The following is a 24,427-nucleotide window of genomic DNA, read 5'->3' on the forward strand; positions in this document are numbered from 1 at the left end:
GGCGCGGCAGTATGATGCGCATCCCTAACGTGATAACAATCGGGATGGAGACATCATGCAACGCTTTTCCCTGAACGCGCTGCGCGGCCTGGCCGCGCTGGCGCTGGTCCAAGGCGCCGCCGTGGCGCAGGCCGCCGGCTATCCGGCCAAGCCCATCGTATTCATCGTGCCGTACACCGCCGGAGGCACCACCGACCTGGTGGCGCGCACCGCCGGCGCCAAGGTCGCCGAGAAGCTGGGCCAGCCCGTCATCGTCGAGAACCGCCCGGGCGCCGGCGGCAACATCGGCATGGACGCCGTGGCCAAGGCCGCGCCGGACGGCTACACCATCGGCTTCGGCGCGATTTCCACCAACGCGCTCAATCCCTTCGTCTACCCGTCGATGCCGTTCGATCCAACCAAGGATTTCACCGGTATCAGCATGCTGGGCGCGTCCTCGGTGGTACTGGAAACCGGGCCGGCGCTCAAGGTGGGCAGTGTCAAGGAACTGGTGGCGTACGCCAAGCAGCATCCGGGCACGGCCTTCGGCACGCCCGGCACCGGCACCTCGATGCACCTGGCGGGCGTGATGTTCGAGCAGGTGACGGGCGCCGGCATGCAGCACATTCCCTACAAAGGCAGCGCGCAGGCGCTGAACGACCTGCTTGGCGGGCATCTGCCGGTCATGTTCGACAACCTGCCGGCTTCGCTGCCGCACATCAAGTCGGGCAAGGTCCACGCTTTGGCGGTCACCGGCAGCAAGCGCGCGCCGGCCTTGCCGGACGTGCCGACGCTGGCCGAGCTGGGCTATGGCGGGGCGGTGGTGGACCCGTGGTTCGCGGTCTATGGCCCGGCCGGGATGTCGCCGGAAGTCACGGCCGCGCTGAGCGAGGCGTTCCAGGCCGCGCTGGCGATGCCCGAGGTCAAGGACAAGCTGGAGCAGGCCGGTTTCATGCCGTATGGTTCGACGCCCGCCGAGGTGGAGCGCCTGACGCGCAGCCAGCATGAGTCGTTCAAGGCGCTGTCGCAGAAGGTGAAGCTGTCGGCCGATTGAGCGGCGCACGCCAGTGCCAGCGGCGTGGTCACTGCGGGCCCCGGCCGCGCCGCGGGCGCGCCGATCCCGGGCCGGTGGCTCAACGGCCGCGCGCGAACACCTGTTCGCGCTGCTCGACCAGCGCTTCGCGGCGGATGAAGTCGCGCACGAAGTCGTCGGCCGGGTGATGATGCAGGTTGTAGGGCGTGTCCCATTGCGCGACGCGCCCGGCCGTCATGACGCCGATGCGATCGGCGATGGCGAAGGCCTCGGCCTGGTTGTGCGTGACAAGAATGGCGGTGTGGCCGGTGGCCTTGAGGATCTCGCGCACCTCGAATGCCAGGCGCTCGCGGGTGTCCACGTCCAGGTTCGAGAATGGCTCGTCCAGCAGCAGCAGGTCGGGCGAGGGCGCCAGGGCGCGCGCCAGCGCCACGCGTTGCTGCTGGCCGCCGGAGATCTCGTGCGGATAGCTCTGGGCGACATGCGCCAGGCCGACCAGCGCCAGCATTTCCTCGACCCGGCGGGCGCGTTCGGCGCGTTCCAGGCGGCGCAGGCCGAAGGCCACGTTCTGCGCCACCGACAGGTGCGGAAACAGCGCGTAATCCTGGAACATCATGCCTACCCGGCGCTTTTCCGGGGCGACCTGTTCAGTGGGCGAGGAGATGACCATGCCATCGAGCAGGATGCGGCCGGCGCGCACCGGTTCGAAGCCGGCGATGGCGCGCAGCACCGTGGTCTTGCCGCAGCCGGATTCGCCCAGCAGGCAGCCGATATGGCCGGCGGGCAGGCCCAGCGTCAGGTCCTGCACCACGGGCCGCAGGCCCTTGGGGGTGTCGTAGGCCAGCGAGAGATGATCGAGTTCGAGCAGATCGGGCACGATGTTCAATGTCCCATTTTCAGATTGGTGCGGGCCAGCAGAATGACGGGCAGCAGGCCGGCCAGCACGATGGCCAGCGCGGCCACGGCGCCTTCTTCATAGGTCCCTCGCGCCGCCTCGGCATAGAGCCAGGTGGCGAGGGTGTCGAAATTCATGGGCCGCAGCAGCAGCGTGGCCGGCAATTCCTTCATGGCATCGACGAACACCAGCAGGGCGCTGGCCGCCAGCGCCGGGCGCAGCAACGGCAGGTGGACGCGGCGCAAGGTGCCGGCCGAGCTCTCGCCCAGCAGTCGCGAGGCCTGTTCCAGGGAGGGCGGGATACGCGCCAGCCCGGCTTCCAACGCGCCGGTGGAGATGGCCAGGAAGCGGATGACATAGGCGCAGACCAGCGCCGCCATCGAGCCCATCAGGAACAGGCCATTGCCGCCGAACACGGTGGCCACGGCGGTGTCGATCCAGACGAAGGGCGTCAGCAGGCCGATGGCCAGCACGGTGCCGGGCACGGCATAGCCCAGACTGGCGACGCGCGCGCAGGCGCGTCCGGGATTGAAGCCGGCGCTTTCACGCAGCGTGCGGCCGGCCCACGCCACCACCAGGCCGCAGAGCAGGGTGACGAGCGTGGCGCTGAAGGCCACGATCAACGTATTGCCGAGCCCGTTGAGCAGTTGGTTGGAGACGCCGCCCACCAGGTGCAGGCGCTTGTAGGTTTCGACCACCAGGTACAGGGCCGGCGCGACGAAGCCCACCAGCACGGGAATCCAGCCCAGCACCAGCGCCAGCAGCGCGGCCGGGCCGCGCAGCGGGCGCGGCTGCATCGGCCGCATGCGCTGGGTGTTGGCGTAGCGCTGGCGCTTGCGGCCATGGCGTTCCAGCAGGATCAGGCCGATGACGATGGCCAGCATGGTCAGCGCGATCTGCGCCGCCCCGGCCAGGTCCGAGCGCGTGACCCAGGTGGTGTAGACCGACACGGTCAGCGTCTGCACGCCCAGGAATTCCGAGGCGCCGATATCGTTCAGGGTTTCCAGCAGCGCCAGGCTGACGCCGACCACGATGGCCGGACGCGCCAGCGGCAGCGCCACCCGGAAGAACACGGCGTAGCGGCCGGCGCCCAGCGTGCGCGCCGCTTCCAGCAGGCTGGCGGCCTGCGTCATGAACATGACGCGGGTGCTCAGGTATACGTAGGGATACAGCACGAAGCCCAGCACGAAGATGGCGCCGTAGATCGAGCGCAGGTCGGGCAGGCGGAACTGGCGCGGGCTGTCGTAGCCGAGCAGCGCGCGGACGGCGCCCTGGACCGGGCCGATCGGGTGCAGCAGGTCGAGATAGGCGAAGGCGATGATGTAGGTGGGCACCGCCAGCGGCAGCAGCAGCGCCCACGTCAGCGCGCGCCGCGTCGGGAATTCGTATGCCGTCACCAGCCAGGCCGCGCCGGTGCCCAGCAGGGTCACCAGCACGCCGACGCCGGCCAGCAGCGCGGCGGTGTTGGCCAGTGCCTGCGGCAGGACGTAGGTGGCCAGGTGCTGCCAATGCGACAGGTCGCCGCCCAGCGCCCACCAGACCAGGGTCAATACCGGTGCCAGCACCGCCAGGCCGATCAGGGTGGCGCCGGCCAGCCAGCCGGTACCGCGTTCAGCCCAGCGCAAACGTAACGGCCGGGGCAGGGAATCTGTATGCATGCTTCGGGAAAATTGCAGCGAGGAAGACGCCACGTGGGCGGCGCCTATAGTAGCGTCAAGGCCTGCCGCCGCCCGGCCCGGGATTTTCCGGGCGGGCAGGGGCAGGCCTGAATGCCGCGAGACGGCGCCGTCTGGCGCCGTCCTGCCGCGTGTCAGTTGTCGAAACCGACCTTGTCCACCAGTTCACTGGCTTGCTTGCGGTACTTGGCGATCTCGGTCAGGGGCAGGGGATCGACCTTCAGTTCGCCGAAGCTGGCGATGACCGGGTCGAGCTTGACGCCCTTGCGCACCGGGTATTCGTAGTTGGCCTGCGCGTACAGCGCCTGCGCCGGCTCGGACACCAGGAAGTCCAGCAGCTTGATGGCATTGGCCTTGTTGGGCGCATGGGCCGCGACCGCCGCGCCGCTGACATTGACGTGGGTGCCGCCGCTCTTCTCGTTGGCGAAGGTCGGGCGGACCACCTTGATGGCGTCGCCCCACTTGCGGGCGTCGGTGCCGGGTTCGGCGTTCTTCATGTGGCCGACGTAATAGGCGTTGGCCAGGCCGATGTCGCAGATGCCGCCCAGGATGTCGCGGGCCACATCGCGGTCGCCGCCGGCAGCCTTGCGCGCCAGGTTGGCCTTGACGCCGCGCAGCCATTTCTCGGTGGCCTCGGCGCCGTCATGGGCGATCATGGAGGCGACCATGGCGGTGTTGTAGGGGTGCTGGCCCGAGCGGATGCAAACCTTGCCCTTCCATTTCGGATCGGCCAGGTCTTCGTAGCGGAAGGCGTCCAGCTTCAGGTCCTTTTCGACGTACAGCACGCGGTCGCGCAGCGACAGGGCGTACCATTTTCCGTCGGCGCCGCGCAGGTTGGCGGGGATGACCGATTCCAGTGTCTGCGACTTGACCGACTGCGTCACGCCGCCGTCGACCAGGTCGAGCAGGTTGCCGATATCGACGGTCATGAGCACGTCGGCCGGCGACTTGGCGCCCTCGGCCTTGACGCGCTCGAGCAGGCCGTCCTTGACGAACACGGTGTTGACCTTGATGCCGCTTTCCTTGGTGAAGGCGTCCAGCAGCGGCTGGATCAGCTTGGGTTCCCGGGTGGTATAGAGGCTGACTTCGCCGGCCGCATGGGCCGGGACGGCGAAGGCGGCGGCGCCGGCCAGGGCCAGGGCGCGCAGCAGGGTGGTCATTTGGGGACGCATGGACATGAAGGGAACTCCGGCAAGGGAAACGCGGTGGGCGCAGACGCCGCCGCGGCTCAAAACGGTCTGCTAACGAAAATGATTATCAAGTCAGAGCGGCACGATAACAGGAAGTCTTATCGTATTCAACTACATGTAAGACTGGAGTTAAGACCTTGATTCGATACCGTTGATCCCCATCAATACGGCATAAGGGTATTACGGAATAATGAGAGCAATTATCATCGAGTCCCTGTAGAATAGGGACAACCCTAATACCGGACGCGTCCTTACTAGATACGACATGGCTGCTTTCAATACCGAGCGCGTGCTGAGCGTGCACCACTGGAACGACACCCTGTTTTCCTTTACCACCACGCGTGACGCGGCCCTGCGGTTCCACAACGGCCACTTCGTCATGATCGGCCTGGAAGTCGAAGGCAAGCCGTTGCTGCGCGCCTACAGCATCGCCAGCGCCAACTACGAGGAAAACCTCGAATTCCTCAGCATCAAGGTGCAGAACGGTCCGCTGACCTCGCGCTTGCAGCACCTGAAGGAAGGCGACACCATCCTGGTCAGCCGCAAGCCGGTCGGCACGTTGGTGGTGGACGACCTCAAGCCGGGCAAGCACCTGTTCCTGTTCGGCACCGGCACCGGCCTGGCGCCCTTCATGAGCATCATCAAGGACCCGGACGTCTACGAGCGCTTCGACAAGGTCATCCTGGTGCACGGCGTGCGCTGGGTCAGCGAGCTGGCCTACGCCGACTTCATCGAAAACGAATTGCCGAACAACGAGTTCTTCGGCGACGTGGTGCGCGAAAAACTGGTCTATTACCCGACCGTCACGCGCGAGCCGTTCCGCAACCAGGGCCGTATCACCGAGCTCATGGAAAACGGCAAGCTGTGCCAGGACATCGGCATTCCCCAGATCAACCCTGAAACCGATCGCGCCATGATCTGCGGCAGCCCGCATATGCTGGCCGACATCAGCGCCATGCTGGACAAGCGCGGTTTCGTGGTGTCGCCGGGTGTGGGCCAGCCGGGCGACTACGTGGTCGAGCGCGCCTTCGTCGACAAATAAGGCACGGCCGGTCCGCGCCAGCAAAAATCCCCGTCGCGTGCGCGACGGGGATTTTTTTTGCCGGTGCCGCGGGCGAGCGGGTCGCCCGGGGCGGCGCATCATTCCGGCTGGATGCCGGCCTTCTTGATGATCTCGCCCCACTTCTTCGACTCGGCTTGCTGGAACTGCGCCAGTCCGTCGGGCGTGGAAGTGGCCGGGTCGGTGCCGGTCTGGGCATAGAACTGCTTGGCCGGCGCGGTCTGGGTGGCCTTGACCAGCAGCTCATTCAGGCGCTTGACCACTTGCGGCGGGGTGCCGGCCGGCGCATAGGCCGCGAACCAGTACCCCATCTCGTAGCCCGGCACGCCCGATTCGGCGATGGTGGGCACATCCGGCGCGAGCGGCGAACGGGCCTTGCCGGTCACGCCCAGCGCCCGCAGCTTGCCGGACTTGACCTGGGGCAGGCCGGTAGCGGTGTCGGTGATCATCATGTCGATCTGCCCGCCGAGCAGGTCGGTGACGGCCAGCGGGTTGCTCTTGTAGGGCACATGCAGCAGTTGCACGCCGGCCATCTGCTGCAGCAGTTCCCCGGCGATACGGCTGCTGGAGCTGCCGCTGCCGAAACTCAGCTTGCCGGGCGACTGGCGCGCCAGCGCCAGAAAGTCGCCCACCGATTTGGCACTGGAACTGGGGTTGACCACCATGATCTGGCCGCCCTTGCCGAGCAGCGAGATCGGCGCATAGTCCTTGACCGGATGATAGGTCAGGGTCTTGTACAGGTGCTCATTGGCGGCGTGGGTGGTGTTGGTGGTGATGAGGACGGTGTAGCCGTCCGGGGCCGCGCGGGCGGCGGCCGAGGCGCCGATCATGGCGCTGGCACCCGGCTTGTTCTCGATCACCACGGCCTGGCCGGTCTGCTCGGTGACGCCCTGGCCGATGGCGCGGCCGATCTGGTCAGTCGCGCTGCCGGCGGCAAATGGCACGATGAAGGTGATGGGTTTGCTGGGGAAGTCCGCGGCCGGATTGGCCTGGGCCAGGGCCGTCAGCGGCAGGGCCGCCAGCAGCAGGGCCAGCCGGCCCTTGAGGGTAAAGCGCATGGTGTGTCTCCTGTTGGGTGTTGTTGTCGTGGTGGGGAAACCGGGTCAGGCCGGAGCCGGCGGGTCGCCGGCGATGTCCGGCAGGCGCGCGGCCAGCGCCGGGCTGACCGCTACCGTCATGTCCAGCAGATGGAAAGACAGGCTCTTGCCGTGGGCGTCCAGATTGAGGGCGTCATTGACGCCGCCATCGAGCACGCCTTCGAGCACGAAATTCATGGCGTGCAGGGTGGGCAGGAGATAGCGGGTGACGCGCACCGGGCGACGGTAGGCGAACCAGTCGGCCACGCGCGCCTCGGTTACTTGCGCCGCCAGCACCGCGTAGCATTCGGGGTCCCAGGCGATGAGGCTGAGGTTGGAGGTGTCGCCCTTGTCGCCGGAACGGCTGTGGCCGAGGCGGTACAGGGGAACGGCGGTCAACGGGTCGGTCATGGCGAGATCTCGTCCAGGAAGCGCCAGCCGCTGGCCACGGCGTCGCGGGGAATGGTGCAGGACACCATGTTCAGGCGCGGGCGCAGCGCGGTGCGGACGCCGCCGCCGCCGGCCGGGCCGCAGGTGTAGAGCGCGGTCACTTCGCGCAGCACGCGCTCGGCCACCGCGCGGTTGGCGTGCTCGCCGGCCACCCGCAGGCGCACGTCGCGCGCGTGGCCGGCGGTGCGAGCCTGGCGCAGGGCGCCTTCGTCGTTGTCGAGAATGCTGACCGCGCCGATCAGGTCGGCGCGCAGGCGCAGCGCGGCGCCCAGGCGCCGATTCACGATATCGGCGGCCAGGCGCGCGCGCGCTTCGGCCTGCACGCCAGCGTAGGAAATCTCGGCCTCGGCCAGCCAGCCGCCGTGGTAGCAGACGTTGACCTTCAGTTCGGCCGGCCGCGCGTGGCCGGTAATGCCGCGCAGCGCCACGCGATCGCGGCCCAATTCCTCCACGTGCGCCTGGCTCAGGTCGGCCACCACGTCGGGCGTCAGGTAGCGCGCGGGATCGTGGACTTCGTACAGCAGTTGTTCCTTGACCGTGCGGGCATCCACCATGCCGCCGGTGTCATCGGCTTTGCCGATGACGAATTCGCCGTCGGCCTGGATCTCGGCAATGGGAAAGCCCGCGGCGTGAACGTCCGGCACATCCTTCAGTCCGGGCACGCAGAAATAGCCGCCGCTGACCTGCAGGCCGCATTCGAGCATGTGGCCGGCCATGGTGGCGCGGCCCAGGCGCGGCCAATCGTCTAACTGCCAGCCGAAATGGGCCAGAGCCGGCCCCAGCGTCAGGGAAGGGTCGGCCACACGGCCGGCCACTACGATCTGCGCGCCCGCGGCCAGGGCCTGGGCGATTTCGGCGGCGCCGAGGTAGGCGGTGGCGCTGACCACGTCGACGCCGTCGAGCGCGGCGCCCAGGCGCCGGCGCAACAGTTCGCGTTGGGCTGGGGTGTCGAGCGCATCGCCATGGACCACGGCGATGCGCGGGGCCGGCAGGCCCTGCTGCGCGGCCAGTTCGGCGATGCGGCGCGCCGCGCCCACCGGGTTGGCGGCGCCGAAATTGCTGACGATGGCGATGCCGTGGCGCAGGCAGTCGGCCAGCACCGGCGCCACCAGTTCGTCCAGCAGTGGCTCGTAGCCCTGGCGCGGATCGGCGTTGCGCGCCAGTTGCGCCAGCGCCAGGGTGCGTTCGGCCAGGGTTTCGAAGATGAGCGTGCCGCCGCCCCGGGCGATCAGGGATCGCACCACGGCGGCGGCACCGTCGCTGCGGTCGCCGGAAAAACCGGAAGCGCAGCCGATGAACAGGGGACGAGAGGACATAAACATCGCCAGGGGAAAGCCGGAGGCCCACTATAGGCAGCGCCCGATCATCCGTAAAATAGAAATATCGGATCAATTAATCCATAAAACCCATGAATCTATCCGCCCGGCAATTGCGCGCTTTCGTGGCCCTGGCCGACGAGCGGCACTTCACCCGCGCCGCCCAGCGCTGCCACCTGACCCAGCCAGCCTTCAGCGCGCTGATCCGCCAGCTGGAAGACAGCGCCGGACTGCGGCTGTTCGACCGCACCACCCGCAATGTGGAGTTGACCGCGGAGGGGCGCGTGCTGGACGCGTCGGCGCGCCGCCTGTTGGCCGACATGGACCTGGTGATGGAAGACCTGCGCGATCACGCCGCCCGCCGCCGCGGCCGGGTGGCGCTGGCCGCGCTGCCATCGCTGGCGGCCGGCTGGCTGCCGCCGCTGCTGGCGCGGTTCCGCGCCGCGCATCCCGGCATCGCGGTGGACTTGCGCGACGCCTTGCTCGATCCGTGCCTGGACATGGTGCGCGACGGCCAGGTGGATTTTGCGGTGGCCTCGCGGCGCCCGGACATGAGCGAGCTGGACAGCGAGTTCCTGCATGCCGACCGCTATTTTCTGGTGTGCCGGGCCGACCATCCGCTGGCGGCGATGACGCGGGTGCGGCTGCGTGACGTGGCGCGGCACGCGGTGATCCAGCTGGCGCGCAACAGCAGCGTGCGCAAGCACCTGGACGCGGCGTTTGGCGCGGATGCGCCGCCGCCGGTGTTCGAGGTCGAGCACCTGGCCACCGTTACCGGATTGGTACGGGCCGGGTTGGGCGTGGCGGTGGTGCCCGCGATGACGCTGTTCCATTTTGGCGGCCCGGACCTGCGCATCGTCCCGCTGGCGGGCAAGGCATTGCTGCGGCCGCTGTACCTGGTGTGGCGCCAGGGTCGCAGCCTGCCGCTGGCGGCGCAGGCGCTGTATGACCTGCTGTGGGCCAGCCGCGCCGAGATCGGCGCGGCTTTCCGATGACCAATTGCGGGAAGGCGGCGCCGAAGTGTGGGTAACATGGAAGACTCGGCTGGGCTCGCCTGAACCTTTCGCAAAACCCTATTGCCGATTAAAATCCGATAGTTGTAGCTATCCGTCACCAGAAGGATTCCGCCCATGAGCAAGCAAATCATCCATACCGACGCCGCGCCCGCCGCCGTCGGCCCTTACTCGCAAGCGGTTGCCGTCAATGGCACCAAGACCGTCTACCTGTCCGGCCAGATCGGCCTCGAACCCGGTACCGGCGACCTAGTGTCCGAGAATTTCGACGCGCAGGTGCGCCAGGCCTTCGCCAACATGAAGGCGGTGGTCGAGGCGGCCGGCGGCACGCTCGACAACGTGGTCAAGCTGACCCTGTTCCTGACCGATCTGGGCAAGTTCACCGCCGCCAACGCCATCATGGCCGAGCTGATTCCGCAGCCGTTCCCGGCCCGTTCGACCGTGGGCGTGGCCAGCCTGCCCAAGGGCGCGCAGTTCGAAGTCGAGGCGATCCTGGTCCTGTAACGCCAGCGCGCGTTCGAGCCAGGGGCATCCCATATGCCGGCCGCGGCCGTGGCTACCAAGCGATCCGGCGCCCAAGCCAAAGGCGCCGGCAAAGCCATGACGGATACGGAGCGCAAGCTGCGTAACCTGGGTCTGGTGCTGCCCGAGGACTTCGTGCTGCACCTGCCGCTGCGCTATGAAGACGAAACCCGCGTCATCCCGATCAGCCAGTTGCGGCCCGGCTTTGCCGGCCAGGTCGAGGGCGAGATCACCAAATCCGAAGTCCTGTACCGGCCGCGGCGCCAGCTCACCGCCACCCTGGCCGACGACAGCGGCGAATTGCAATTGCGCTGGCTGAATTTCTACCCCAGCCAGCAGAAGCAGGTCAGTGTCGGCAAGCGCCTGCGCGCGCGCGGCGAAGTGCGCGGCGGCCTGTTCGGACGCGAGATGGTGCATCCGCGGCTGACCAATGCCGATGCGCCGCTGCCGACCGCGCTGACCCCCGTCTATCCCACTACCGAAGGCCTGCCGCAGCTGACGCTGCGGCGCGCCATCGCCCAGGCGCTCGACCGCGCCGACCTGTCCGACACCCTGCCGCCGCAGGCATTGCAGCGTTACGACCTGCCGCCTTTCGCGCCGGCGATCCGCGCGCTGCATACCCCCGCGCAGGGGGAATCGGAGGCGGCGCTGCTGGACCGGGTGCATCCGGCCTGGCGCCGAATCAAGTTCGACGAACTGCTGGCGCAGCAGTTGTCGCTGGCCGCGGCGCGGGCCGCGCGCCGCGTCAAGGAGGCCGAAGCGCTGCCGGCGAGCGACGAGCCGGGCGGGCTGGTGGCGCGGCTGTACCAGGCGCTGCCGTTCAAGCTGACCGGCGCGCAACAGCGCGTGGTGGCCGAAATCTCGGCGGATCTGGCACGGCCGTATCCCATGCACCGCCTGTTGCAGGGCGACGTCGGCAGCGGCAAAACTGTGGTCGCGGCCATCGCCGCGGCCCAGGCCATCGCCGGCGGCGCGCAGGTGGCGCTGATGGCGCCTACCGAAATCCTGGCCGAGCAGCATTTCCGCAAGCTGGTGTCGTGGCTGCAGCCGCTGGGCGTGAATGTCGCCTGGTTGAGCGGCAGCCTGACGGCCAAGGCGCGCCGCGAGGCGGCCGCGGCGGCGGCCGACGGCAGCGTGCAGTTGGTGGTGGGCACCCAGGCCCTGATCCAGGATCACGTCGAATTCCATCGCCTCGGGCTCTCCATCGTCGACGAGCAGCACCGCTTCGGCGTCGGCCAGCGTCTGGCGCTGACGCGCAAGGGCGAAACCGTGCGCGGCCGCATCGTGCCGCACCAGCTCAACATGAGCGCCACGCCGATCCCGCGCACCCTGGCCATGACCTTCTTCGCCGACCTGGATGTGTCGGTGATCGACGAACTGCCGCCGGGCCGCACGCCAGTGCTGACCAAGCTGGTGTCGGACGCGCGGCGCGAGGAAGTCATCGCGCACATCGCGCAGGCCGCGCGGGGCGGCCAGCAGGCTTATTGGGTCTGTCCGCTGGTCGAGGAAAGCGAGGCCCTGGAGCTGCAGACCGCGGTCGATACCTACGAAGGCATGCGGGTGGACCTGCCGGATCTGCGCATCGGCCTGGTGCACGGCCGCCTGCCGCAGGCCGAGAAGGCCGCGGTGATGCAGGCCTTTCGCGAAGGCGAGATCGACCTGCTGGTCGCCACTACCGTGATCGAGGTTGGCGTGGACGTGCCCAACGCCTCCCTGATGGTGATCGAACACGCCGAGCGTTTCGGCCTGGCGCAGCTGCACCAACTGCGCGGCCGGGTAGGGCGCGGCACCGCCGAATCGGTCTGCGTGCTGATCTACCAGACGCCGCTGTCGCAAGTGGCGCGCGAGCGCCTGCGCGCCATGTTCGAGACTTCCGACGGCTTCGAGATCGCGCGCCGCGACCTGGAACAGCGCGGCCCCGGTGAATTCCTGGGCACGCGCCAGTCGGGCATGGCGCTGCTGCGCTTTGCCGACCTGGAAACCGATGCCGAGATCGCCGAGCAGGCGCGCGATGCCGCGGTCTGGCTGCGCGCCGAACATCCCGCCGCCGTCCAGGCGCACCTGGCGCGCTGGATGCGCGGCCGCGAAGACTTCCTGCGGACGTAGCGGACGGACACGCCATGATGAAATTCCCTTTTTCCTGCGCCGTCCGCCGTGCCGGCGCGCAACTCCCGGGGGCCTAGTCCACCATGACTCTGACCGAACTCAAATACATCGTGGCCGTGGCCCGCGAACGCCATTTCGGCCGCGCGGCCGAGGCCTGTTTCGTCAGCCAGCCCACGCTGTCGGTCGCGATCCGCAAGCTCGAGGACGAACTCGGCGTGACGCTGTTCGAGCGGGGCGGGGCCGAGGTGGGCGTCACGCCCATCGGCCAGCGCATCGTGGCGCAGGCGCAGAAGGTGCTGGAGGAAAGCGCCAGCATCAAGGAGATCGCGCGCCAGGGGCATGACCCGCTGGCCGGCCCGCTGCGGGTCGGCGTGATCCACACCATCGGCCCGTACCTGCTGCCGCGCCTGGTGCCGGTGCAGATCGGCCGCACGCCGCAGATGCCGCTGCTGCTGCAGGAGAACTTCACCGTGCGGCTGGTGGAACTGCTGCGCCAGGGCGAGATCGATTGCGCCATCATGGCGCTGCCGCTGCCGGAAGCAGGGCTGGTGATGCAGCCGCTGTACGACGAGCCGTTCGTGGTGGCGGTGCCGCAGGATCATGAACTGGCGCAACGCACGTCGATCGACGCGCAGGACCTGAAGCAGCAGACCATGCTGCTGCTGGGCAGCGGCCACTGTTTCCGCGACCAGGTGCTGGAGGTTTGTCCGGAGCTGTCGCGCTTCTCGGCTGCCAGCGATGGCATCCAGCGCACCTTCGAGGGTTCGTCGCTGGAAACCATCCGCCACATGGTCGCGGCGGGCATCGGCGTGACGGTGCTGCCGGTCACGGCCGTGCCCGAGCAGCCGCCCGCCAACAGCTTGCTGCGCTATCTGCCATTCGAAGGCCATGTGCCGGAACGCCGCGTGGTGCTGGCATGGCGCCGCAGCTTTCCGCGCCTGGCGGCGATCGAGGCGCTGGCGCAGGCTGTCTACGAATGCGAATTGCCGGGTGTGCGGATGCTGTCGGATGAGGCCGCGGCGATGCAGGCCTGAGATCGATATTGCGGGCCGGTTTGCGCGCGGTCAAACCGTGGCGCGCTGACCGGCGCCGGCAACGGATTGCCGCAACCGCGGTGTTATCCTAGTTTTGTCTACCAACCCACAGGGAGCTAGCAATGGCAAAGTCCTCCAAGAAGACCCCCAGCGTTCCGCGCATCAACATCGGCATTTCGGACAAGGACCGCGCCGCCGTGGCCGATGAGCTGTCCAAGTTGCTGGCCGACTCGTACACCTTGTACCTGATGACCCACAACTTCCATTGGAACGTGACGGGGCCCATGTTCAACACGCTGCACCTGATGTTCATGACCCAGTACACCGAGTCGTGGAACGCGCTGGACAGCATCGCCGAACGCATCCGCGCCCTGGGCCACTACGCCCCGGGCACGTACCGCGAGTACGCCAAGCTGTCGTCCATCGCCGAGCCGGACAGCGTGCCGGAAGCGCTTGAGATGGTGCGCCTGCTGGTCAGCGCCAACGAATCGGTCGCCAAGACCGCCCGTGCCGCGTTCGAGAAGGCCGACGCCGCCAACGACCAGCCGACCGCCGACCTGCTGACGCAGCGCCTGGACGTGCACGAAAAGAACGCCTGGATGCTGCGCAGCCTGCTGCAGTAAGCATTGCGAGCGCCGCGCCGCCATCGGCGCGGCCTGGCAGGCGCGAGCCCGCGGCCGTTTTTCCCCCATCCCCCTGCCTAGAATTCTTGATGCGCCTGCCTGTGGCTACCGCATCTGCTTTCACATTTCCGGATGAACTTGTCGGCCGCCGTGGACTGCGGCGGCCGGTGCTCGTATAGGCAGTCATGACCTCCCCTCCGGCTATCAGTCCGGCGGCGATGTGCGGGGTTACCGCGCGGGCCTGTATGGCTCCTGGCGCCAGGACGCCAAAACGTGCAGCGGCTTGTATCTGGACGGTTGGGCGCTCTATAACCGCTTCAACAATACGGTAGCGCGCCGTCGCTGGGCCAGGGCGCCGCCGACACCTTCCTGGAAGTGAATTGGCTGCACACGCCCAAAGCGTATGGCGTGAGCATGGATGACACCCAGGCCCTGATTCAGGGGAGCAAGAACGTGGTGGAACTGAAGGCAGGCGTGGAAGGCAATCTGAGTGAACGCCTGAGCGTATCGGCGAGTGTGACACGGCAGCAGGGCAGCCTGGGGTTCCGTGACACGCAGGGCTCGCTGAACGTGAAATTCCGCTTCTGAGCACCGCTTCCACGCAGGGCATGACGCAAGCCCCGGGGTGGTCCGCGTGCGATGATGAATCGCATGCGGACCACCCCGGGGCTGCGCCGCATCCAGGCCAGGCCGCTCGTGTCATCCGCGGGCCGCAGCGCACCGCAGGGATTTTCCAGGGGCGCGCCTAACATGATATTTCCGGGTATTCAGCGCGTCATCCGTGTCTTGACATTGCAATAAAGACATTTCCCCTGGACGTCCATAGATATTCCAGGCGAATACTCATTCCTTGCAGTTTGATTAAACCAAGATACGAAAACGACTTTATATATCTGCTAACAAGACAAACAATCTCAGTTATTTCAAGTTGTATGGGAAAAGAGATTATTTGAGGGATTTCCCCACGTTTATTACGAACGCGGCGACTTATTTCCACAGCAACGAAAACTTTTAGAAAAAAATTTGCTGTGTACGCGGCCTACGATTCGGTGGCTCGCTACCCCTACGTATGACGGGGTATCAAGTTGTAATCAATTTTGAGTAACGCGTCTGCCTCAGGCGGGAATAAGCCATTTGATCGCGGCATGGCTTCCCGGTTCCTGGGTGTCGGTTTCTAGTGTCTTCGACACGACGAAAACAGTGAGGTCCCCCTTGGTAAAGAGAATCGCAGTGTGCGGTCTTGGATATGTCGGCCTGCCCGTGGCCGTGGCATTTTCCAGGCGTTTTGATGTAGTCGGATTCGATGTGGACAAGCGGCGGATCGCCAGCCTGAAACAGGGAGAGGATTGGACCGGCGAAATCGAGCGTGATGCATTGCTGGCGTCCCCCATGCTGTTCACCGACCAGGTGAGCGAGCTGGACGGCTGCGATTTCTTTGTGGTCGCCGTGCCGACGCCGGTCGATGAAAAGAACAATCCCGATTTTTCCCTGCTGGTGCGCGCCTGCCGTTCGATCGGCCCGGTGCTGCGCCCCGGCTGCATTGTGGTGTTCGAATCCACGGTGCACCCCGGCGCCACCGAGGAGATCTGCGGCCCCGAGCTGGAAAAGGCGTCGGGCCTGCGTTGCGGTATCGACTTCAAGCTCGGCTACAGCCCCGAGCGCATCAACCCGGGCGATCGCGAGCATCCGCTGGAGAAGATCGTCAAGATCGTGTCCGGCCAGGACGCGGCATCGCTGGAGGTCATCGCGGGCGTGTACGAGCAGATCATCGAGGCGGGCGTGCATCGCGCCTCGTCGATCAAGGTGGCAGAAGCGGCCAAGGTGCTCGAAAACACGCAGCGCGACATCAATATCGCGCTGATGAACGAGATGTCCAAGATCTGCGACCTGGTCGGCATCCGCACCGCGGAAGTGCTGGCGGCCGCGGGCACCAAGTGGAACTTCCTCAAGTTCACGCCCGGCCTGGTCGGCGGCCACTGCATCGGCGTGGACCCGTATTACCTGACCTCCAAGGCGCAGGAGTTGGGCTACCACCCCGAAGTGATCCTGTCGGGCCGCCGCATCAACGACGGCATGGCCAGCCACGTCGCCTCGCGGGTGGTGCAGACCCTGGCCCGCAACGGCCGCCTGAACGCCTCGACCCGGGTCGGCATCCTGGGCATGACGTTCAAGGAAAACGTGCCGGATATCCGCAACTCGAAGGTGGTGGACCTGTATCACGCGCTCGGCGATTACGGCATCACGCCAGTGGCCTGCGACCCGATGGTCGACGCCGACCAGATGCGGCACGAGTACGGCATCAGTCTGGTGGACCGCGACCAGTTCCGCGACATGGACGTGCTGATCCTGGCGGTGCCGCACCGCGAAACCATGGACAGCATCTGGGAAGACTTGCCCGCGCTGGTCAAGGCCGGTGGCATGGTGTGTGACCTGAAGTCCGTGCTCGATAGCCGCCGCCTGCCGTCCGACCTCTTGTACTGGACGCTCTGAGTCCAGGCCCGCAACCCATCAACCCAGGAGAGGCCCGGAATGACCGCCTTTACCATCGCTCCGATTGGCACCTGCCGCATCCACACGCCGCTGCGCGATGCCGTGGGACGCTATCCGATCAAGCAACAGCTCGGCCGCAATTACGGTTTCGTGCATACCAGCGCCGAGGCGCTGCAGCAGGCCCGCTTCATGTTCGGCCAGGCCGAGATTCCCGTTGACGTGCAGCGCGTGATTTTCCGCCCGTCGAATGGCGAGCAGGCCCGCCGTGGCGTGCACAAGCCGTGTACATGGTCGAGCTGTCTTCGCGCAAGCTGCTGACCGTCGACGGCTATCCGATCCAGTCCAATTACCTGGTGCGCTATTTCAGCGAATTCTTCGCCGACCGCGCGCGCACCCGCGCGTTCTGGTCCCAGGCCAGCGACGAGCGGCTGGCCGAAAGGCGCGCCTGGCTGGACCAGGACCCGGTCTTCAAGAGCCTGTCGGCGGACAATCGCGATCTGCTGGCCCGCATCGTCAAGCGCGAGCAGACGGACGAAGAGATCGAGCAGCAGATGCATGCGCTGGGCGATCTGCTGGGGCGGGACAAGGTCGTGTTCGTCACGCACGTCAATGCCGTGACGCCCGACAATGTGCCGATCGAGCAGCGGGCGCAACTGATTGCGGCGGTGAGCGCGAGCGCACAACGCCTGGGCGTTCCCTGCTATGACCCGACGCCGTTGATGAACAAGATCGGCCAGGCCGAGGCCATGGAAGACGGCGGCCTGGACCTGACCCACTACACCGCGCTGTTCGCCGAGCGGCTGTACACGGAGTGGTACAAGGCCTTCGTGCGGCCACGCATGAGCAATGCCGCGCCGCAGTCCTCCGTGCCCAAACTGGGCGCCGACGAAAGCGCCGAGCGCATCGAGAAGCTCTGGGACGCTGGCGAGCTGCGCGAAGCCTCGCGCCGCCTGCGCGACGTGCTGCGCCGCCATCCGGGCCTGCCCGACCACACGCTGCTGTTCGCGCGCATCCAGGAAGAACTGGGCGACTACGAAGGATCGCTGGCGCTGCTCGGCGGCGCCGACGGCGCGCTGGCCACGGGCAGCAAGGCCGAGCAGATCCTGATGCGCAACCAGTTCAGGCTTGGCCAATACGAGGCGGCGCATTCGCTGGCCGCCGGCCTGCTGGGCGACGAGATCGAGACGCCGGAGATCGTGCGCATCGCGGCGATTTCGGCCGGGCACCTGGGCTTCGTGGACGAGGCCCTGGGCAACTGGAAGCAACTGTTCCGCATTTCTCCGCCGCAGGACGCCACCGCCACGGAAGCGGCCGATACGGTGCTCTCGCTGCTGCAGGCCGGCAGCGACATGGAGGCCATCTTGCGCTGGGTCCATGAAGTGCGCGCCGCCATCCCGTCGCACGGCCGCTGCTTCGCGGTGCTGTGGCGCGACCGCCTGATCGCCGGTGACCGGCCGGGGCTGCGCGCACTGGCGTCGGAAGCGCCCGCGCTCAAGGATGTCGAGGCGTTGGAGCTGGTCAAGGAAGCCACCTGGCGCGGCTGCATCATGGCCGCCGCCGCGCTGGCCGTGTCGTGCAAATTGGCCGACAGCGAGCAGGAAGACATTGCCGCGTGGTTGCGCGGGCAGTCCGCGGCGTGGGCCGAGGAGGGCGCGCAGGCGCTGGAGGAGGGCCGCCTGCGCGATGCCGCCGAGCGCATCTGCGCGCATCGCCTGCTTAACCCCGATGCCCTGGCCGGCGTGCGCGCCCAGCGCGCCTTCGAGCGCGCGATGCGCCTGGGGGTGCGGGCCGCGCTGGTGGCGGGCAATCACAAGGAAGTGATCGACCTGACCGACATCGCGCTCGATACCCAGGTCGAATTTCCCGAGCTGCACGCCATGCGTGGCCGCGCGGCCGATGCGCTGGGCGACAAGCAGACCGCCATGCGGCACCTGGAACAGGCGGCCGCCAACGAATCCGCGCCGTTCAGCACCCAGCTGCACTTCGCCCGGGTTGCATTCAACGGCGGCTGGTTCGGCGAGGCCATCGATGCCTACAAGATGGTCCTGGCGCATGCCTCGGCCGACCAGAGCGCCAAGGACGAGGCCGAGCGCCAGCTCGGCAGGCTCGGCCCACGCGCCATCCGCGGCGCCCGGGAAATCCTGTCGGCCGGCGATCCCAAGGCGGCCTGGAACCTGCTCGAACGCGTCGCGCAGTCCTGGCCGCAGATGACGGAAGTGGAGCACGAGAAGCGGCGCATCCTCGCCGTGCTGTACGCGGAATCGCGCGCGCTGGATGCGTCGAGCACCAGCGAGCGGCTGGCGCTGGGCGAGCGGATCCTGCAGCTGGTGCCCGACGATCCCATCGGCCTGCGCCTGGCCGCCGTCGGCGCCATGCGCCTGCACCGCTTCGAGCAGGCCTTGCCGTACTGGGGGGCGCTGCAGGAACGTTCGGACAATCCGGCCCAGTACGACCACTACATCCAGCGCTGCCAAGTGTGGATCGACAAGGCCAATCGCAGGAAGGCCGCATGAACCCGCCGCTGACTACCGAACGCAAGCCCGCCGCGTCCGACCTGGCGCAGGTGCAGGCCAGGCTGGAGGAGATCGTCGCGGCGTCGGGGCGGGTCCAGGTCGCGCAGGAGAATCTGGCCGAGGCGCAGGCGCTGGCGCGCGGCCATATGGCCGACTCCAAGGTCCGCTTCCTGCTGCTCAGGTTGAAAGAGGCGGCCGGCCTGAACGAGGGGATGTCCGAACAGTGGGCCACGCTGTTGCGCGAATGCCCCGATGACCTGGAGATCGTCCGTTACTGCGCGACCCGTCTGGTCAAGGAGCGCCGTGTCGAGGACGCCCTGGCGCTGGTCGAGCGGCACCTGCCCGAGTCCACCGACAACCCGTAGCGGCTGTTCGCCCGCGCCAAGCTGTTGAGCGATATCCGGGCGTACGAGCAGTCGGACGAGCTGTTCCGCCGGCTGATCCTGCAGCACACGGACCGCAACATCCGCGTCGAGTTTGCCAAGCGCCTGCGCAAGCGCGGCTTGCTGGCCGATGCCTTCGAGGTGATCGCGCCGGTGGCCAAGCACCTTGCGCCGGGCAGCAAGGCGGCGGAATTGGCCGATGGCCTGGCCAGCGACTATGCCTTCTACCAGCGCCTGGAGCCTGAAACCGCGCTGGCCGGCAAGGACATCCGGATCGTGTCGATGAAGCATGCCATCCTGCATTTCCGCAACCGGCAGATCCCGGAGTATTCGCCCGACAAGCCGGTCTCGGTTGCGCTGGTGACGGGCAGCCTTGGCCCCGGCGGGGCTGAGCGGCAACTGACGCGGCTGGCCGGGGAACTGGCGCGCATGGCGGACACGCCCGACCCGCGCCCGGCCGATGCGCCGATGAAGCCGGAGAAGGTCGAAGTGCTGGTCAAGCAGCACAGCGAGCCGGCCGGTTCCAGCAAAAAGCAGGGCCTGGACTTCTTCCTGTCGGTGCTGGTCAAGGCGCGCATTCCGGTCACGGAGATCAACAAGCTGCCGGCGATCTCGGTGGCGCACCAGACCGTGCCGGACGGCAGCCTGGGGCGCCTGCTGGAAAAGCTGCCGCCGCCGGTCCACTATGGCGTGACGCGGCTGGCGCCTGTGCTGCGCGCGAACACGTTCGATGTGGTGAGCCTGTGGCAGGATGGCACCTGCCTGTTCGGTGCGCTGGCGGCTTTGCTGGCCGGGGCGCCGACCATCCATCTGGTGTTCCGCGGCCTGCCGCCGAACATCCGCAAGGACCGCTTCCGCGAAGAGTATCCCGAGCTGTACCAGGCGCTGGCGCAGGTGCCCGGGGTGCACTTCGTCAGCAACAGCCGCAAGGCCGCCGAGGCCTACGCCGACTGGCTCGGCATTCCCATCGTGCGGTTCCACGTGCTGTACAACGGCGTGCCCGACCTGGCCACGGACGCCGCGCAGACCGATCAGGAAAAATGGCGCGCCTTCCAGGAAAGCACGGCCGACGCCACGGAAACCATCGGCGGCGTGTTCCGCCTGGAGCCGGACAAGCGGCCGCAATTGTGGATAAAGCTCGCCGCGCTCTACCTGAAGCAACGCCCGCAGGCGCGCTTCGTGATCGTCGGCGACGGCCGCCTGCACGAGAACATCGTGGCGCTGGCGCAGGAGTTGTGCGTAATGGACCGTTTGCTGCTGGTCGGCCTGTCCAACCACGTGGGCTACTGGTATTCGCAAATGGATGCCAAGGTCCTGTTGTCGCGCTACGAAGGCCTGCCCAACGTGTTGATCGAAGCCCAGCTGCTCGGCGTGCCCGTCGTGTCGACCCCCGCGGGCGGCGCGGGCGAGTGTTTCGAGGAAGGCCAGACCGGACACCTGCTGGGCGATGTCGAGCATCCGGACTTGCACGAGGCCTGCGACAAGGTGGTCTCCATCGTCGACCGGGTGCGGGCCGACGCGAGCCTGAAGGCGCAAAGCCGCGACCGGGCGCAGACCCTGTTCTCGCTGGAGGCCATGCTGGCCAAGTTCCTGAGCCTGTGCATGCCGCTTATGCCGCTCATGCCGCAGTCGGAGAACGACGAGAGCATGGAGTTGCCGCCGATGCGGCTGATGCAGGCCTGAGGCCGCGTCCGACCCTGGTCCTGAAGATAAAGGAAATTATGCAAATGACTGTCCCGGCCGCGGGTCCGCGCCGCCTTGCGGCGCCGGCCCTGCTGCTGATTACCGTGCTCATGCTCGGCGGCTGCCAGCTGCCGCGCTCCGGCCCCATGCTGAGCGAGATGACAGGGGCCCACGACGAGAAGGATGTGATCGTGATGCCGGCCTCGCGCGAGCTTGCGCGCGCGAGCCGGGTGCCCGAAGTCGCCGATTTTCCCGTGCGCTATCGCGACCTGACCCAGGCCGGCTTCGACAGCCTGGTTCCAGGCGACGGCGTCAATGTCAAGGTCTGGGAGCGAGGCGGGCTGGGCGTGTTCGCGGCGGATCCGTCCGGCGTGAGCGATCTGGGCAACCAGCAACTCGACCGCAACGGCAATGTCGTCTTTCCCATCCTCGGCAAATTCCAGGCCGGCGGTATGACGCTGACGCAGTTGCATGACGCCATCGTGGCGCGCCTGAGCCGGCTGGTGGTGGGCGCTGACGTCAGCGTGACGCGCGTGGCCGACGCGCGTGGGCAGATGGTGACGGTGCAGGGCAACCTGACCAAGCCTGGCATGTATCCGATCACTCAGACCTCGCAGCGGCTGAGCAGCGCGCTGGCGCAGGCGGCGCCGGTGCAGACCAATCCCGAACAGCTCGTCATCAGCCTGCGGCGCGACAACCAGGTGGCCTCGGTGCGCCTGTCGGACATCTACCGCAACCAGAATAACGACATTCTGCTGCGCGCCGGCGACGTCATTACCGCGTACGAAGCGCGCGAGTTCCTGACGGTGCTGGGCGCTGCCGGCAACCAGGGGCGCGTGGCCATCAGCAAGCGCAACTACAGTGTGCTGGACGCGCTGGCCGACGCCAGGGGCCTGGACGACAAGACGGCGGACCCGCGCTCGGTGTTCCTGTTCACGCCCGCGCAGGCCGGCGTGGACGGCAAGCCGGACCTGCTGCCGGTGGTGTACCAGTTCGACCTGACCCGTCCGGAGCAGGTGGCGCTGGCGCGCGAATTCAGCGTGCATGAAGGCCAGGCGATCTATATCTCGGATGCGCCGTTCACGCAGGTGCAGAAGGTGCTGTCCGCGTTCCGCGTGACCATGAGCGCCGGCTTCAGCGCCACGCGGGCCATCGACTCGGATTCCGGCTCATCCGGCGGCGTCAGCCAGTGACGTGTCGATGAGTAACGAGGATCGGATCAAGGGGTGGCGCGCGCGCAGGAAAGACAGCCGCTACGCGGTGGGGGCAGGCGTTGCCGCCTGGCGTCTGGACCCTGCCGCGCTGTTCGAGGCCAAGGCCGAGCCGGCCGTCCTGTTCAAGCCTTTGCTGGCGCGCCTGCAAGGCGAACCGCACGATTCCGTGGCCGCCCGGCGGGCGGTCTACGAGGCGGTGCAGGCCGAGTTGGACGCGGAGATCGCGCGCGCCGGAGTCGATGAGACGCTGGCGGATTTCTCCCGGCGGCGCCTGCGCCTTATCGTGCGGCTGCTGGAGCAGGACGTGCGCGCGGGGATCGAGGTCTTCGCGCCCGGTTACATGCCGGCGCGGCTGGTGGCGGAAGACCAGCGCCTGGCCCAGGCGCATGCGCGGCGCGCGGAGCGGCGCCGGCAGGATGAGGCGCGCGATGCGCGGCGCCATGCCTCGCGCAACGATATCGCGCTGCAAATGGCGCTGCCCGCGGGCGAGGCCGGCGATCTGGAGATCCTGCGGGACCGGGTGCGCGGACTGCATGCCGGCCATCATCCGCGCATCGCCGGCCGCGGCTGGCCGGGCGGGCGCACGCTGCTGGCGTTGTTCGTCTACCAACTGCATGTGATGCATGGCGAGAGCCGGGTGGCGCTGCTGTGGGCGCTGGTCGGGCCGGTGGTGCTGCTGACGCTGATCTCGTCGCTGTACATCCTGATGGGCACGCACTACATCCTGGGCATGGATGTGCAGACCTTCTCGCTGCTGGGCGCCACCACCTGGATCATGTTCCGCCAGATCATTTTCCGCAGCAGCACGGCCTATGTATCGGCCCGCGGCCTGCTGAACTTCCAGGGCGTGTCGCCCTTGATGTGCGCGCTGGTGCAGGCGCTGCTGTATGTGTCGGTGTACCTTGTGGTGTTCGTGGTGCTGATCACTGCCGGCCATGCGCTCGACCTGATCACGCTGCCCCGTAGCTGGCCGGGCTTCATGCTGTATGTGGTGCTGATGGCGTGCTGCGCGGCCGCGATGGGCCTGCTGTTCGGCGCGATCGCGACGTTCTGGCACTTCTTCCTGCGGCTGGCGCCGGTGATCGAGCGCTTCCTGCAGATTTTCTCGGGCGTGTTCTTCGTTTCGGAACAACTGCCCGAGCATCTGCGGCCCTGGATGCTGTGGCTGCCGTTCGCGCACGGCATGCAGTTGTTGCGCTCGGCCTACTTCGACGCCTATACCTCGCACGATGCGAGCCTGGGGTACTTCCTGACCAGCATGGTTTTCCTGATGGTGGTGGCCCTGGCGGCCGAGCGGCTGGCCCGCCCCAACATCCAGCCCATGTGAGCAATGACCATGATCCATCTCAATGGCGTAACGGACAATCCCCTGGCCTTCGGTCACCGGCAGGCGCTGCTGGCCCAGGCCCACCTCGACATTCCGGTCGGGCGCTACGCCTTGCTGTCGCCCGCGCCGGAGCTGCACCGGCAGATCATCGACCTGCTGTGCGGCCTGCGGCCGCCGCGTCAGGGATTTGTGCAGCATGACGGCAACGTGTCCTGGGCAATCGGCCGGCAGGGCTTCATCCGCGGCAAGGCCAGCGGCCTGAGCATGATCGAGCTGGTAAGCCAGATGTACGAGCTTGACGCCGACGCCACCTATGAACTGGTGGCCGACCTGCTCAGCGATCCCAGGATCCTGAGCCGGCCGATGGAGCATTGGCCACTCTATGCGCGGCAGGAGTTTTCGTTCGCGCTGGCGCTGGCGCCGGCGTTCGACGTCTACGTGATCGAAGGGGCCATTCCCTTCGAACCCTGCCGCTTCACCCGTCTGTGGCTGGCGCTGTTCGAAGAACGGCTGGTCGGCCGGACGCTCATTCTTTCCAGTTACCGCCAGAATCAATTGGCGGACTATTGCCTGAAGGGCCTGATTTATGAACGAAGCGCACTCCGCATCGAAGACGACCTCGACCAGTGCATCCAGCAGTTCCCTGCGCGACGATCACGAAGCGAATCCGGAACAGGCGACGACGTTTTCGGCGGCTTCGACGACGGCCAGCTCGGCTTCTGAGCGTGGTTCCGAGATCGAGCGCCGGCGCCATGAGCGCCAGGCCGCGCTGCGCGAACGCCGCCGCCAGCGCTGGATCAATGTCCTCATCGTCATCGCCCCGGTGGTCCTGGCCCTGGTGTAT

The 24,427-nt window shown here is 67.2% G+C and carries 20 protein-coding genes and 2 pseudogenes; 16 read left to right on the top strand and 6 right to left on the bottom strand.

The window, feature by feature from the left end; all coding sequences use genetic code 11:
- Positions 1-55: 55 nt before the first annotated feature.
- Positions 56-1,033: a Bug family tripartite tricarboxylate transporter substrate binding protein gene (locus HV701_RS05135; protein ID WP_175132001.1), complete on the top strand. Its 978-nt coding sequence runs from the start codon at positions 56-58 to the stop codon at positions 1,031-1,033.
- A 79-nt stretch (positions 1,034-1,112) separates the two neighbouring features.
- Here HV701_RS05135 and HV701_RS05140 read toward each other — a convergent pair whose 3' ends face one another.
- The 3 genes from HV701_RS05140 to HV701_RS05150 form a co-directional block, all read right to left on the bottom strand.
- Complete coding sequence (locus tag HV701_RS05140) at positions 1,113-1,889, bottom strand: ABC transporter ATP-binding protein (RefSeq protein ID WP_175132181.1); 777 nt, start codon at positions 1,887-1,889, stop codon at positions 1,113-1,115.
- 5 nt (positions 1,890-1,894) lie between these two features.
- On the bottom strand, positions 1,895-3,565 hold the full coding sequence (locus tag HV701_RS05145) for an ABC transporter permease (RefSeq protein ID WP_175132002.1): 1,671 nt from the start codon (positions 3,563-3,565) through the stop codon (positions 1,895-1,897).
- 152 nt (positions 3,566-3,717) lie between these two features.
- Positions 3,718-4,761, bottom strand: a complete 1,044-nt coding sequence (locus HV701_RS05150; protein WP_175132003.1) for a Fe(3+) ABC transporter substrate-binding protein — start codon at positions 4,759-4,761, stop codon at positions 3,718-3,720.
- A 277-nt stretch (positions 4,762-5,038) separates the two neighbouring features.
- Between HV701_RS05150 and HV701_RS05155 the strand changes: the two genes are divergently transcribed.
- Positions 5,039-5,815, top strand: a complete 777-nt coding sequence (locus tag HV701_RS05155) for a ferredoxin--NADP reductase (RefSeq protein ID WP_175132004.1) — start codon at positions 5,039-5,041, stop codon at positions 5,813-5,815.
- A 98-nt stretch (positions 5,816-5,913) separates the two neighbouring features.
- Here HV701_RS05155 and HV701_RS05160 read toward each other — a convergent pair whose 3' ends face one another.
- The 3 genes from HV701_RS05160 to HV701_RS05170 are packed head-to-tail and all read right to left on the bottom strand — an operon-like array spanning position 5,914 to position 8,675.
- Positions 5,914-6,891, bottom strand: a complete 978-nt coding sequence (locus HV701_RS05160; protein ID WP_175132005.1) for a Bug family tripartite tricarboxylate transporter substrate binding protein — start codon at positions 6,889-6,891, stop codon at positions 5,914-5,916.
- A 45-nt stretch (positions 6,892-6,936) separates the two neighbouring features.
- A complete protein-coding gene (locus HV701_RS05165; protein ID WP_175132006.1) occupies positions 6,937-7,320 on the bottom strand; it encodes an AtuA-related protein in 384 nt (127 codons plus the stop codon).
- The gene (locus HV701_RS05170) at positions 7,317-8,675 is read right to left on the bottom strand and encodes an acyclic terpene utilization AtuA family protein (protein WP_175132007.1); all 1,359 of its coding nucleotides are present in this window, start codon (positions 8,673-8,675) and stop codon (positions 7,317-7,319) included. Before HV701_RS05170 ends, HV701_RS05165 begins: the two co-directional genes overlap by 4 nt.
- Before the next feature lie 92 nt (positions 8,676-8,767).
- Between HV701_RS05170 and HV701_RS05175 the strand changes: the two genes are divergently transcribed.
- From HV701_RS05175 to HV701_RS05235, 14 genes and pseudogenes are all read left to right on the top strand, one after another.
- Positions 8,768-9,670, top strand: coding sequence for a LysR family transcriptional regulator (locus tag HV701_RS05175; protein ID WP_175132008.1), 903 nt, complete (start codon positions 8,768-8,770; stop codon positions 9,668-9,670).
- Between the two features lie 135 nt (positions 9,671-9,805).
- Positions 9,806-10,192 carry a Rid family detoxifying hydrolase gene (locus HV701_RS05180; RefSeq protein WP_175132009.1) on the top strand — a complete coding sequence of 129 codons (387 nt, stop codon included), beginning with the start codon at positions 9,806-9,808 and terminating at the stop codon, positions 10,190-10,192.
- A gap of 33 nt (positions 10,193-10,225) precedes the next feature.
- Complete coding sequence (gene recG, locus HV701_RS05185) at positions 10,226-12,316, top strand: ATP-dependent DNA helicase RecG (RefSeq protein WP_175132010.1); 2,091 nt, start codon at positions 10,226-10,228, stop codon at positions 12,314-12,316.
- A gap of 83 nt (positions 12,317-12,399) precedes the next feature.
- Positions 12,400-13,350: a LysR substrate-binding domain-containing protein gene (locus HV701_RS05190; protein WP_175132011.1), complete on the top strand. Its 951-nt coding sequence runs from the start codon at positions 12,400-12,402 to the stop codon at positions 13,348-13,350.
- Between the two features lie 122 nt (positions 13,351-13,472).
- A complete protein-coding gene (locus tag HV701_RS05195) occupies positions 13,473-13,973 on the top strand; it encodes a Dps family protein (RefSeq protein WP_175132012.1) in 501 nt (166 codons plus the stop codon).
- Between the two features lie 169 nt (positions 13,974-14,142).
- Positions 14,143-14,352: pseudogene (locus HV701_RS27020) on the top strand (autotransporter outer membrane beta-barrel domain-containing protein); the annotation flags it as partial.
- Positions 14,343-14,561, top strand: a complete 219-nt coding sequence (locus HV701_RS05205) for an autotransporter outer membrane beta-barrel domain-containing protein (RefSeq protein WP_272909523.1) — start codon at positions 14,343-14,345, stop codon at positions 14,559-14,561. The pseudogene HV701_RS27020 and the gene HV701_RS05205, both read left to right, overlap by 10 nt.
- Before the next feature lie 642 nt (positions 14,562-15,203).
- On the top strand, positions 15,204-16,463 hold the full coding sequence (locus HV701_RS05210) for a nucleotide sugar dehydrogenase (protein WP_175132014.1): 1,260 nt from the start codon (positions 15,204-15,206) through the stop codon (positions 16,461-16,463).
- Between the two features lie 39 nt (positions 16,464-16,502).
- Positions 16,503-16,781, top strand: coding sequence for a hypothetical protein (locus HV701_RS26710; RefSeq protein ID WP_254595114.1), 279 nt, complete (start codon positions 16,503-16,505; stop codon positions 16,779-16,781).
- Positions 16,751-18,976 carry a hypothetical protein gene (locus HV701_RS05215; RefSeq protein ID WP_254595115.1) on the top strand — a complete coding sequence of 742 codons (2,226 nt, stop codon included), beginning with the start codon at positions 16,751-16,753 and terminating at the stop codon, positions 18,974-18,976. The genes HV701_RS26710 and HV701_RS05215 overlap by 31 nt, the downstream gene beginning before the upstream one ends.
- A pseudogene (locus tag HV701_RS05220) lies at positions 18,973-21,042 on the top strand (glycosyltransferase). Before HV701_RS05215 ends, HV701_RS05220 begins: the two are co-directional and overlap by 4 nt.
- A 38-nt stretch (positions 21,043-21,080) precedes the next feature.
- Positions 21,081-22,235 (top strand): polysaccharide biosynthesis/export family protein, encoded by a 1,155-nt coding sequence (locus HV701_RS05225; protein WP_175132015.1) that lies wholly within the window; start codon positions 21,081-21,083, stop codon positions 22,233-22,235.
- Positions 22,236-22,242: 7 nt separating this feature from the next.
- Positions 22,243-23,583 carry an ABC transporter permease gene (locus HV701_RS05230; protein ID WP_175132016.1) on the top strand — a complete coding sequence of 447 codons (1,341 nt, stop codon included), beginning with the start codon at positions 22,243-22,245 and terminating at the stop codon, positions 23,581-23,583.
- Positions 23,584-23,592: 9 nt separating this feature from the next.
- Positions 23,593-24,306 carry a P-loop NTPase family protein gene (locus HV701_RS05235; RefSeq protein WP_175132017.1) on the top strand — a complete coding sequence of 238 codons (714 nt, stop codon included), beginning with the start codon at positions 23,593-23,595 and terminating at the stop codon, positions 24,304-24,306.
- Positions 24,307-24,427 lie beyond the last annotated feature (121 nt).

Source organism: Achromobacter pulmonis, assembly GCF_902859765.1.
Taxonomy (GTDB): domain Bacteria; phylum Pseudomonadota; class Gammaproteobacteria; order Burkholderiales; family Burkholderiaceae_B; genus Achromobacter; species Achromobacter pulmonis.

Bases quoted from the DNA above. Each gene is read 5' to 3' on its own strand.
- HV701_RS05135 (WP_175132001.1), top strand. From the start codon at position 56: ATGCAACGCTTTTCCCTGAACGCGCTGCGCGGCCTGGCCGCGCTGGCG.
- HV701_RS05145 (WP_175132002.1), bottom strand. From the start codon at position 3,565: ATGCATACAGATTCCCTGCCCCGGCCGTTACGTTTGCGCTGGGCTGAA.
- HV701_RS05150 (WP_175132003.1), bottom strand. From the start codon at position 4,761: ATGTCCATGCGTCCCCAAATGACCACCCTGCTGCGCGCCCTGGCCCTG.
- HV701_RS05155 (WP_175132004.1), top strand. From the start codon at position 5,039: ATGGCTGCTTTCAATACCGAGCGCGTGCTGAGCGTGCACCACTGGAAC.
- HV701_RS05160 (WP_175132005.1), bottom strand. From the start codon at position 6,891: ATGCGCTTTACCCTCAAGGGCCGGCTGGCCCTGCTGCTGGCGGCCCTG.
- HV701_RS05165 (WP_175132006.1), bottom strand. From the start codon at position 7,320: ATGACCGACCCGTTGACCGCCGTTCCCCTGTACCGCCTCGGCCACAGC.
- HV701_RS05170 (WP_175132007.1), bottom strand. From the start codon at position 8,675: ATGTCCTCTCGTCCCCTGTTCATCGGCTGCGCTTCCGGTTTTTCCGGC.
- HV701_RS05175 (WP_175132008.1), top strand. From the start codon at position 8,768: ATGAATCTATCCGCCCGGCAATTGCGCGCTTTCGTGGCCCTGGCCGAC.
- HV701_RS05180 (WP_175132009.1), top strand. From the start codon at position 9,806: ATGAGCAAGCAAATCATCCATACCGACGCCGCGCCCGCCGCCGTCGGC.
- recG (WP_175132010.1), top strand. From the start codon at position 10,226: ATGCCGGCCGCGGCCGTGGCTACCAAGCGATCCGGCGCCCAAGCCAAA.
- HV701_RS05190 (WP_175132011.1), top strand. From the start codon at position 12,400: ATGACTCTGACCGAACTCAAATACATCGTGGCCGTGGCCCGCGAACGC.
- HV701_RS05195 (WP_175132012.1), top strand. From the start codon at position 13,473: ATGGCAAAGTCCTCCAAGAAGACCCCCAGCGTTCCGCGCATCAACATC.
- HV701_RS26710 (WP_254595114.1), top strand. From the start codon at position 16,503: ATGACCGCCTTTACCATCGCTCCGATTGGCACCTGCCGCATCCACACG.
- HV701_RS05215 (WP_254595115.1), top strand. From the start codon at position 16,751: ATGGTCGAGCTGTCTTCGCGCAAGCTGCTGACCGTCGACGGCTATCCG.
- HV701_RS05225 (WP_175132015.1), top strand. From the start codon at position 21,081: ATGCAAATGACTGTCCCGGCCGCGGGTCCGCGCCGCCTTGCGGCGCCG.
- HV701_RS05230 (WP_175132016.1), top strand. From the start codon at position 22,243: ATGAGTAACGAGGATCGGATCAAGGGGTGGCGCGCGCGCAGGAAAGAC.
- HV701_RS05235 (WP_175132017.1), top strand. From the start codon at position 23,593: ATGATCCATCTCAATGGCGTAACGGACAATCCCCTGGCCTTCGGTCAC.